Raw genomic sequence first — 11,325 nt, 5'->3', positions numbered from 1 at the left:
TACAGGTTCTAAAATTATAACTTTTATATTTTTTCTTTCCAGAAAAGCTTTTAGTATATTGCTATATGGATACATATATGGAATTATCACTTCATCTTCTGTTTCATCTTTAAAGTTTTCAAGTTTTTTAGATACATCAACATCTTTGCTTCCTTTTTCTAATGACTTATTGCTTTCACAATTTTTAATGGAATTTATAAATGCTTCTACTCTTGTAATTACTCCAACTTTTGAAGAATGTTCATCTACTTCTATATGCAGATAAGGCTTGCTTCCCATTTCCTTCTTGAAATAATGAGTAAGTATTGTATCTGGTCCGCATCCATGATTAGTAATATATATTGGATATAAATTTTTATGCTTTCTTATAATTTTTGCGCCTGTTATTATATGTTGTCCAAAAGGCCAATACATATTTGAATATTCTTCTCCCAAGTCCATTTCCGAGGCTTCAAGATGAGTTAAATGAAGCACTTTATATCCACGCTTTTTTAGTTCATTTTCTATCCCCAGGTTTAATGCAGGATCAATAATGTTATACACTCTGCTTATCATTACAAATACTTTTTCATCTTTGCCTATATTTTTTAATACTTCAGTTCCTAAAGCTTCAAGATTCCTTTCATAATCCATAAACTTTTTCATACCGGACATTACTGCAGCAGCTGTTTCTATTTTATTTTTCCCAAGTTCTTTTCCTAAGCTTAATAAGGTTTTAATCATATATTGTTTTCCAAAATTAAAAGATAATACTGGTGATATTAATTTAATGTTTTTTTCTTCTAAATTAAATACGCTTTCAATTATCTTTGGTGAAGTCTGCATATATACACATGCATAATCTTCTCTTACGCCTGAACCAGAATGCTTCATAGTATACAAATGAGGAAGAAATATATAATCAACCTTTTTCTCTAAAAGCCATGCTACATGTCCATTTATCAATTTAACAGGGAAACATGTTTCTTCAAAAGAGTATTCCTGGCTAAGTCCAATTATCTCTTCATTAGTTGCATCTGAAAGCAAAACATTATATCCTAACCTTTTAAATATCTCATTAAACATCGGGAACATTTTATTGAGAAATAGTACTCTTGGTATTCCTATTGTTTTTTTATCAGCATCTTTATCAGTTATATATCCATCTAAGAAGAATTTTTCACTCATTTTTGAATAATCTATACTGCTATTTTGTTTTTCATCTTTCTCGTTATTCTTAATGTTTTCCTTTGTTAAAACCGCTGTTCCTAAAGCACCTGTAACGCTAAAGAATTCTGGAATAATAATTTCTTTTTTAAGTAAAGATCTAAAAGCATTTACAACTGCTTGATTATGAGCAATCCCGCCTTGAAGGAATATTTTATTTCCAATAGGTCTATTTCCGACAACTCTGTTTAAATAATTTTTTACTATAGAATAAGCTAGACCAGCTGAAATATTTTCAATACTTTCGCCTTCTCCTATTGCTTTGCCTATATTACCTTCAATAAAAACAGTACATCTATCGCCTAAATTGCAAGGACTATCCCCTTTTAAAGCCACATTTCCAAATTCATAAATACTTATTCCAAGCTTCTTAATCTGCTCTTCTATAAATGCTCCTGTTCCTGCTGCGCATATTTTATTCATTTCAAAGTCTTTTACTAATTTATTTTCTATACATATGTATTTTGAGTCCTGACCACCAATTTCAAATATAGTATCAACATCACTACATACATTTATAGCTCCTTCCGCTTGAGCTGTAATTTCATTAACAATTAAATCTGCATTAATTAATTTTCCAATATACTCTCTACCAGAACCAGTTGTACCTATTCCTTTGAATTTAAAGTCTTGTCCTAATCTTTTCTTTAACTTATAAAAATATTCTGTTACAACTTCTTTTGGTTTTCCATTAGTTTTTGTATAAATATAGTCAATAACCTTATTATCTTCATCAATAACAACAAAGTTTATACTTGTTGATCCAATATCAACGCCCAAGTAACCTTCTTTTAAATTATTATTTATACAAGTATGCTTATTTAAGCTATCATTTACTCCAAATTTATCTAACTTTTCAAATAAACTATTTTTAGACTTTTCTACAATTGATTTTTCAGTAGCATTAAGTTGATTAATGTCTATAGTTAGTCCTTTTTCTTCAGCTACTTTACAGGCACCAAAACATGTAAGTAACTCAAAATTTTCTTCAATTATAATATCCTCTTCTTCTAGCTTTAATACATCTTTTAGAGCCTTAACTACTCCTTTGTTATGTATTACCCCTCCAGAAAGCATAACTGGTTTATTAAGCTTATTTTTCTGAAGAACATTTGCTTTATAATTTCTAACAAGCGCATGGCACAATCCTTGTAATATATTTTCTACTTTCACCCCATCCTGCATATGATGTATCATATCAGTCTTTGAAAAAACGCTGCATCTTCCAGCTATTCTTGGGATTTCTGTAGCCTTTTCTGTGTAATTTGATATATCTTTAATATCTATAGACAATCTTGAAGCTTGCTCTTCTAAAAAAGAACCAGTACCAGCTGCACAGCTTGTATTCATGAAAAATTTCACACTTCTATTTTCTATATCTGTAATATATTTTGTTTCTTGCGCACCTAGTTCAATAATAGATTTAGCACTTTTATTCTTAAATAAAGTTCCTTCAATAAGAGAAATACTATTATTAATCTGATATTTTTTATCTAAATTAATTCTCGATGATAGGCTTCCTGTTATTCCAATAATTATATTTGATTCTTTATTAATTATTTTAACTTTTTCGATCAACTCTCCATAATGTTTAATTATATTTCCTTTATGGAAAATATAATTACTTTCAATTAAATTATCGTTACTATCTAAGTAAACATACTTAAGCGTTGAATAACCGATATCTATTCCTAACTTATTCATAACACCCTCCTTTGAAATTTATTCTCATTTGCTTCTTATAAATATTATATTACATTTTTATTATAGACTCCGTATCATATGATACGCTTAAGAAGAAATTTATGGGGAGTCTGATGTTAGAGTTATATAGCCTAAAATACCCTATAGAGTTGACTTTTTTATCGTCTATTCTATAGGATACAATCTCATTATCTTATGATCCATCCTTTATTAAAAACAAAATTTGCACTATATCTTTCAATCTGAAGTATTGCTCAATCTTTTCATCATTTTAATAAAGATTATAGGAATGTGCGATTTTATATATCATATTTTTAGTTAAGACTAAAAAGAAACTATACAAATTAATCAATAATCAACTGCAATAATGGATTATGCCTACCTTCCATTTCTATAATCACAATCGCAATTACGAGCTGGAGGAATACTCTGTATGAAGTTAAAAATATTTTCCGGATCATATTTAGCTTTAATTCTCCTAAGCCTAGCAAAATTATCGCCATAATATTCATGGCCGTAATCTTTTATACATAAATCTGGTACATTTACATATGATCCAGTTATATACGGCTGCAACCTTGCACGTGTCTTCTCAACAAGCATAATATTCTCTCGTGCTTCACCTTTTTCAATCCATGAGGCATCCCATTCCAAATAATATTTCGTATTTCTCCAGAAAAAGGCTGTATCCTTTGGATTTACACTATTCATAGCGCCTCCAGAGTTAAGGAAAAAGAAATTAGATTCGCTTCCTTTTGCCTCTTCTAAGAAGCTTCTTATCGCTTTAATTCCTTCTTCAGGCAGAGTTTGCTCAACCCATGCAGATGACCATGTACTCTTCTGTTCATCGAAGAAAGGTTCATTTGGAGCCCAGAAATCTATTGCCTCACTTAGTGTGACCCCGTCAATAATTACCTTTAAAGGACATCCTACCTCTATCAAAGGTCTTATCAATCTCTTAAGTTCTGCTTTAGTACCAAGGAATAATCCCTGCGAGCGGAGAAGTCCATTTGTTTTTGAATATATCTCCAATATTGTACCGAGCCTTACATCTACAAATGGAGACCATCTTTGCCATGCATCAATAACTTCATCTAATTGCTCCCATGGCCAAATTATTTGAAATATCCCAACTTCAGCAGGAGCGCGACGTATTCTAAATGTGTATGAGGTTATAATACCGAAGTTACCTCCTCCACCTCCACGAATAGCCCATAGCAAGTCTGGATTCTCGTTTTCACTAACGTGCATAACCTCACCATTTGCATTAACTATAGTGGCAGCTAGAATATTGTCTGAAATTACTCCTGCTGTTCGTTGTATAGCTGTAATTCCTCCACCAGTACTTATTCCGCCTATACCAACAGTGGAACTATCTCCAAAAGGAGCAAGGAAACCTTCCTTTGCTAGCATCCTCACAAGAGAGCCAACTCGTATTCCTGCCTCAACGGTGGCAATTAAATTGGCTTTATCCACCTTTACTCTTTTCATTAGACCAGTATCTATAACAATTCCACCATTTGTTTGTGAAAAATCTTTTGCTAGAGCATGTCTGCCGCTTCGCATCCTAATTGGTACATCATTCTCACGAGCCCACTTGACTGCATTTTCCACATCTTCCTTATTCTTTGCAAAAACAAATACACTAGGAAACGCGTTGGTGAACGGATTCCAGTTCATGCGAGCTTCCCTGTATTCAGGATCATTTGGGCGAATTACCTTTCCGGTTAATTTTGTTTTACATTTCATATAGTCACCCTCTTTTGTAAATTATCTTTATATAAAAACAATGTGATTTTTTACACAAAGCTTGTTATATTTTATAATATGAACTTTTATAGAATTAGTACCATCTTTTGACTTGGAATCTAACATAACACTATAAAAATAATACGAGTTTTTGCTTAGAGACTGTGAATCCAAAAGGCAAGTCCGCTCATATTTTCCCTCGTACTTTTTCACAAAAAAGAGTATACAGTTTTCATTAATATGTAATTCAACAAATGATATTATTACACATATACCTAGGAAATTGTTACAACCTTTTCTGGCTGTTTATCAATTACTGTTTCACCATAAGTATGTTTAATAGTAAGTGGATAAGTTACGGTCGCACTTTGCTCCACATTAGATTTATCTTTATTTTGTTCCGCTTCTCCTGTTGAACATCCTGTTATTAATAAAGTACAAGCAAGAATAATCGTAGTTATTCCCTTTAGTTTCATAATCGCCCTCCTAATTTTTATGTTGCTCTTACTATATTAAATTTTAATTTGGAATTATAACACCAGATTAATCGAAAATGATTATAATTAATATATATATGCTATTATATTGTTATCAGTAAAATTTGTTAACTTTACATAAAAAATCTACTTTGCATGATTTAAATGATACTCAACGAACAAAAAAACTCACAAAATCTTAAATTTAGATTTCATGAGTTTTTTATGCTTTTTAATATATTAAGATAATATTCATACAATAGTACCTAAAAGGATACTTATAGCTTCTACATAGCCTGCAATTTCATTAACTCCAGAATTAATCATATATTCCTTGTTTAAATATAAAAGTTTCGTTCATAGTAGTTTTATGTATTAACACACAGTAATTGCGAATTATTATACTAAGTCATATATTGTAAAAGACAGTGCTATTTTAACAAATATTCATCAATAGCTTTTGCCGCTTTTTTACCAGCACCCATAGCAAGTATTACTGTTGCGGCCCCTGTAACTGCATCTCCGCCAGCATAAACAGCTTCTTTAGTAGTAAGACCTGTTTCTTCTTGAGCTACTATACATCTTCTCTTATTAATTTCTAAACCTGCAGTTGTTGATGAAATTAATGGATTTGGCGATGTTCCAAGAGACATTATTACAGTATCTACATCCATAACAAATTCTGATCCAGGAACTTCAACTGGACTTCTTCTACCAGATGCATCTGGCTCTCCAAGTTCCATTTTAACGCATTTCATGCCTTTAACCCATCCATTTTCATCAACTAGAATTTCTGTTGGATTAGTTAATACATCGAAGATTACTCCTTCTTCCTTAGCATGATGTACTTCTTCTACTCTTGCTGGAAGTTCAGATTCTCCTCTTCTATATACAATATGGCTTTCTGCGCCAAGTCTTAAGGCAGTTCTTGCTGCATCCATAGCAACATTTCCTCCACCAACTACTGCAACTTTCTTTCCGGCTCTTACTGGTGTATCATATCCTTCTACAGCAGCTTTCATTAAGTTTACTCTTGTTAAAAATTCATTAGCAGAGCATACTCCATTAGCATTTTCTCCTGATATTCCCATGAACTTAGGAAGACCTGCTCCTGAACCAATAAATACAGCTTTAAAGCCTTCTTCTTCAAATAATTCATCTATTGTTATAGTTCTACCAATTATAACGTTAGTTTCAATTTTAACACCAAGCTTTTTAATATTTTCAACTTCATTTTTAACTACTTTTTCTTTTGGAAGTCTGAATTCAGGAATACCATATTCTAATACTCCTCCTGCTTTATGAAGTGCTTCAAATATAGTTACATCATAACCTTTTTTTGCCAAATCTCCAGCACAAGTTAACCCTGCTGGACCACTTCCTATAACTGCAACTTTAATACCATTTTTAGGTTCTGTTGCACTTAAATCAACATTATGTGATGCTGCCCAATCTGCTGTAAATCTTTCAAGCTTACCAATCGAAACAGAATCACCTTTTATTCCTACAACACATCTTCCCTCACATTGTTTTTCTTGTGGACAAACTCTTCCACATACTGCTGGAAGTGAACTATATTTAGAAATTTCTTTTGCTGCCTCTTCAAATTTTCCTTCTTTAACATATCCGATAAATCCTGGAATATTGATTGAAACTGGACAGCCTTCTACACATCTTGGATTTTTACAATTTAAGCATCTTGAAGCTTCTTTTGTTGCTTCTTCTTCATTATATCCAAGACAAACTTCTTCGAAGTTTGTTGCTCTAACCTTAGGGTCTTGTTCTCTTACAGGTATTCTAACCATTCTTTCTTTCATATCCATTACTTATCACCTCCGCAACCGCAGCCACCATGATTGTGCGTATTACCTTCTTCAACTTTTAATTGTGCTTTTCCTTCTTCAGTCTTATACATAGTTTGTCTTCTCATTGACTCATCATAATTTACTAAATGTCCATCAAATTCTGGTCCATCAACACAAGCAAACTTAACTTCGCCTCCAACTGTCACTCTACATGCGCCACACATGCCTGTACCATCAACCATTATTGGATTTAAGCTTACTGTTGTTGGAATATTTAATTCCTTAGTTAACATAGAAGTAAATTTCATCATTATCATTGGTCCAATGATAATTGCATGATCATACTTTTTACCTTGATTATTAACTAATTCTTTAAGCATATCTGATCCTGTCCCTTTAGACCCATATGAGCCATCATCAGTTGTCACATAAAGGTTTCCTGAAACTTTCTTTAATTCTTCTTCATATATTAATAAATCTTTGTTTCTGCTTCCTAAAATAACATCTACAGCTATTCCTTGTTCATGCATCCATTTCACTTGTGGGTATACTGGTGCTGCACCAACTCCACCTGCCACAAAGACTAAATTCTTCTTCTTTAATTCTTCTATATCCTCATGTATAAATTCACTTGGTACTCCTAATGGTCCAACAAAGTCAGCTACATAATCCCCTTCATTAAACGTAGCTAACTGCTTAGTTCCTTTTCCTACAGTTTGAAAAACTATAGTTACTGTTCCCTTTTCTGCATCATAATCCGCTATAGTTAAAGGAATTCTTTCACCCTTTTCGTCATTCTTTATAATAATAAATTGCCCTGGTTTTGCAGACTTTGCCACTCTTGGAGCTTCTATATCCATTAAATAGATATTATTTGTAAGCTCCCTTTTACTAACTATTTTGTACATCTATCTTCCTCCTAATTTTATCCAGTAAAACTTAATTCAGATGGTCTGAATGCCATCTGAATCTTAGCTGAAATTACATACCCTAAGTATTACTAATGTTAGTTATTTAATAAAAGATCTTTATCTGGTGTTACTAATATCTTAACATGTTTTTTCTTTTCTGGACCTGTTAATGCACCAAAGCCTTCTTCTACTATGTCATCTAAATGTATTTTCTTTGTTACATATCCTTCTGCTTTTATTCTACCATCCTTCATTTGAGCCATAGTTGCTGGGAATTCATGTCTGTATGCTAATGTTCCAATTATTTTCTTCTCAGTAAATACTAACACATTTGGATTAAACTTAACATTATCTTCCCATATGCTAGTTACAACTAAAGTTCCTTCAAACTTTAAGCTATCTATACCTGTATCAAAACCTATTTGAGCTCCTGTAGTTTCAAATGCCACATCAACTCCTAATCCGTTAGTAAGCTTCCTAACTTCCTCTGCAATATTTACTTCATTAGGATCTAATACTACATCCGCTCCTGCTCTTTTAGCATACTCTTGTCTTATAGATTTTCTTTGTAATACTACTATTAATTTTGCGCCAGCTGCTTTTAAGCACTCAATAGTTGCAAGTCCTATTGGACCAGATCCTAGTACTAACGCAGTATCACCTGTTCTAAAATTGCCAATTCTAATTGAATGTAATGCTACTGCCATTGGCTCAACTAAAGCAGCTTGTTCGTAAGACATTTCCTCTGGTATCTTATGTACGAATTCTTCTGGGAAAACTGTATATTCAGCAAGTCCTCCACCACTTCCACAAAGTCCGTGAAATCCTAAAGATGAACATAAATTATATTTTCCTTCTAAACATGCTGGACATTTTCCGCATGCAACTATAGGCTCAACTATTACTCTATCTCCTGGCTTAAAATTAGTTACACTACTACCAATCTCCACTACTTCTCCTGAAAATTCATGGCCTAAAACTACAGGCGCAGTTGTCCCACTTAATGGATGAGGTTGTCCAACTGGTATAAATATAGGTCCTCCTAAATATTCATGTAAATCTGATCCACATATTCCACACCATTTTACTTTAATCTTTACACCATCATTTGTTACTACCTTTGGCTCGTCAATTTCTTCAACCCTAACATCTTTCTTTTGGTACCATAACGCTGCTTTCATATAAAATCCTCCTAAAATATTGTTAATTTCTTCACATATCATTTATTAAGCAATATATGTGCCAATAAGTATAAATATAACCGTAAATTTATATTTTTTTCTTTAATATATTTATATTGCTAGTTTTATGCCGCTTTAAAATATAATTAGAATTTTTTATAAACTAGGATAAAAACGAAAAATGTATCAAAATGATACATTTTTATTTTCTCATTTTGATACACATATAGTTATTTTCTCATTTTGACACACTAATATCATATGTTTTTATCTTCCTATATAAAGTTGCTCTTCCTATGTTTAATAATTTAGCTGCTAACTGAAGATTTCCATTACACTTATTTATTGCGTCTCCTATGGCTTTCTCTTCTAATTTATCAAGGGGCACTATTTTTATTTCCTCTATCGAAGATTCTACTTTGTTTATATTTTTATCTATACTGTTATAATATAAACAATCTACATTTGTAATTTCATCTTCACTTAAATAATAATCTCTTTCAACAACATTTTTAAGTTCTCTTATATTGCCATTCCAATTATATTTTTTTAATTCATCTATATATGATTGTTTAACACTTATAATTTTATTTCTATTTTTTATATTTAACTTTTGAATAAACTCATTTACAAGTAAATCTATATCCTCTTTCCTTTTCTTTAGTGGAATTGTTTTTATCTCCATTACACTTAATCTGTAATATAAATCTTCTCTAAAATTTCTCTTGCTTATTTCATTTTTTAATATTCTATTAGTAGCGCCAATAACCCTAACATCTAATTGCTTCTCATACGTCCCACCAACTCTTACAATCTTTCCATTATCCAACACTCTAAGGAGCTTGCTTTGAATATCTAAAGGTAACTCTCCAATCTCATCCAAAAATATTGTTCCTCCATCTGCTAATTCAAATTTACCTGGATGCCCTTCCTTTGAAGCTCCTGTAAAAGCACCTTTTTCATATCCAAACAATTCACTTTCAACCAGTTCACTTGGGATTGATGCACAGTTTACTGCAACAAAAGGCCCTCTTGCCCGATTGCTATAATTATGTATTGATTGTGAAATTAATTCTTTACCTGTACCGCTTTCTCCTTGGATTAAAATATTACAGTCACTTTTAGCAGCCTTTTTAGCAAAACTTATCATATTTTTCATTTCTAAATTATTTGTTATTATATCTTTAAATTCATATTGGGCTTTGTATCCAGCAAATTTATTTACTAGCTTGTGTACCACTTCAACCTCAGTAAAAGTTATTACCATACCGCTATTTTTCCCATTTTTATTTAATGGAAGTATATTTATAACACATTTGATTATTTCATTATTTATAGAAAAATCCCACTCTAAATTATGTAAAAATTTGTTTCTCTCTTTAAAAAGCTTATGAAAATCAATGCCATTTAAAACTAGATTTATATCCATGTTCATTGCATCTTCTAAAGATATATTTAAAATTTTTAACGCTCGTCCATTTATTCTTTTTATCTTCATATGTTCATTCATGACTATCATACCTTCTGATATAGAATCAAAGGTTACATTAAGCAATTTATATGAAATAGCTAGCTCCATTTGTTTTTGTATTGATTGAGCAGCAGCAGTTACTATTCCAAGTGTATGAGAATGAGCATTATAATAATTTCCTGACATATTTATACATCCTATTAAATTATCATCTTCATCATAAATCGGTGCTGCAGAACATGTCCAAGAATGTTGATTTGATCCATAATGCTCTGCTCCAATAGTTTGGACTGGCTTATTAAGATATAAAGCCGTTCCTATAGCATTAGTTCCAACAACCTTTTCTGACCACAATTCACCTTTCAGAAAATCTAATTCCTCAGCCCTTTCCATTATATCCTTATCACCTATAACATCAATAATATACCCATCTTTATCTACTAAAAATAAAGCAAATCCTGATCCACTGACCATACTATAAATGCTTTCTATGACTGGTCTAGCAACTGAAATAAGTTCATTATTTTTATTAATAAGCTCATCTATATTAGGATGTTTAACATTTCCCTTTCCATTATAAGGATCAACTCCATACTTCCTGCATCTTATCCATGAATCTGCAATTTCTCGTCTAACTTTTGGATGTACTTGTCCAGTAGAAACAAATTCCCTCCATGCCGTAGTGATAAATTCGATATAATCTTTCATCTACACATCTCCATTACTTATAAATTATGATAGTAATATTATTTTACTTAGTTCAACTTAAGGTGTCTACTACTTATTTGATCTATAGAATTAATCCTCTCTTTTCTCTAAATC

General features: G+C 31.7%; 7 protein-coding genes (1 of these 7 cut by a window edge). All 7 read right to left on the bottom strand.

The annotated features are described in order from the left end of the window. A protein-coding gene (locus tag D2A34_RS20255; protein ID WP_119367808.1) for an acyl-CoA dehydratase activase crosses the window boundary here: on the bottom strand, positions 1 to 2,910 show its 5' portion. It extends 957 nt beyond the left edge of the window; 2,910 of the gene's 3,867 nt are visible here — the first part of the coding sequence; its start codon is at positions 2,908 to 2,910; the stop codon falls past the left edge of the window. Positions 2,911 to 3,288: 378 nt separating this feature from the next. After that, the gene (locus D2A34_RS20250; protein WP_242966186.1) at positions 3,289 to 4,590 is read right to left on the bottom strand and encodes an FAD-binding oxidoreductase; all 1,302 of its coding nucleotides are present in this window, start codon (positions 4,588 to 4,590) and stop codon (positions 3,289 to 3,291) included. 344 nt (positions 4,591 to 4,934) lie between these two features. Next, positions 4,935 to 5,135: a hypothetical protein gene (locus D2A34_RS20245; RefSeq protein WP_242966185.1), complete on the bottom strand. Its 201-nt coding sequence runs from the start codon at positions 5,133 to 5,135 to the stop codon at positions 4,935 to 4,937. A gap of 431 nt (positions 5,136 to 5,566) precedes the next feature. Next, positions 5,567 to 6,958 (bottom strand): NADPH-dependent glutamate synthase, encoded by a 1,392-nt coding sequence (gene gltA, locus D2A34_RS20240; protein ID WP_079442220.1) that lies wholly within the window; start codon positions 6,956 to 6,958, stop codon positions 5,567 to 5,569. Beyond that, positions 6,958 to 7,848: a sulfide/dihydroorotate dehydrogenase-like FAD/NAD-binding protein gene (locus D2A34_RS20235; protein ID WP_119367807.1), complete on the bottom strand. Its 891-nt coding sequence runs from the start codon at positions 7,846 to 7,848 to the stop codon at positions 6,958 to 6,960. The genes gltA and D2A34_RS20235 overlap by 1 nt, the downstream gene beginning before the upstream one ends. Before the next feature lie 98 nt (positions 7,849 to 7,946). Beyond that, positions 7,947 to 9,032 carry a 2,3-butanediol dehydrogenase gene (locus tag D2A34_RS20230; protein ID WP_119367806.1) on the bottom strand — a complete coding sequence of 362 codons (1,086 nt, stop codon included), beginning with the start codon at positions 9,030 to 9,032 and terminating at the stop codon, positions 7,947 to 7,949. A 238-nt stretch (positions 9,033 to 9,270) separates the two neighbouring features. Next, positions 9,271 to 11,211 (bottom strand): sigma-54-dependent Fis family transcriptional regulator, encoded by a 1,941-nt coding sequence (locus D2A34_RS20225; RefSeq protein WP_079441954.1) that lies wholly within the window; start codon positions 11,209 to 11,211, stop codon positions 9,271 to 9,273. Between the last annotated feature and the right edge of the window lie 114 nt (positions 11,212 to 11,325).

Source organism: Clostridium chromiireducens (assembly GCF_003575225.1).
In the GTDB taxonomy this organism is placed as follows: domain Bacteria; phylum Bacillota; class Clostridia; order Clostridiales; family Clostridiaceae; genus Clostridium; species Clostridium chromiireducens.
The sequence above is the reverse complement of the archived record's forward strand: the minus strand, read 5'-3'. Positions and strand labels throughout refer to the sequence as shown.

Coding starts and splice junctions, on each gene's coding strand:
- D2A34_RS20250 (WP_242966186.1), bottom strand. CDS start 4,590: ATGAACTGGAATCCGTTCACCAACGCGTTTCCTAGTGTATTTGTTTTT.
- D2A34_RS20230 (WP_119367806.1), bottom strand. CDS start 9,032: ATGAAAGCAGCGTTATGGTACCAAAAGAAAGATGTTAGGGTTGAAGAA.
- gltA (WP_079442220.1), bottom strand. CDS start 6,958: ATGGATATGAAAGAAAGAATGGTTAGAATACCTGTAAGAGAACAAGAC.
- D2A34_RS20225 (WP_079441954.1), bottom strand. CDS start 11,211: ATGAAAGATTATATCGAATTTATCACTACGGCATGGAGGGAATTTGTT.
- D2A34_RS20245 (WP_242966185.1), bottom strand. CDS start 5,135: ATGAAACTAAAGGGAATAACTACGATTATTCTTGCTTGTACTTTATTA.
- D2A34_RS20235 (WP_119367807.1), bottom strand. CDS start 7,848: ATGTACAAAATAGTTAGTAAAAGGGAGCTTACAAATAATATCTATTTA.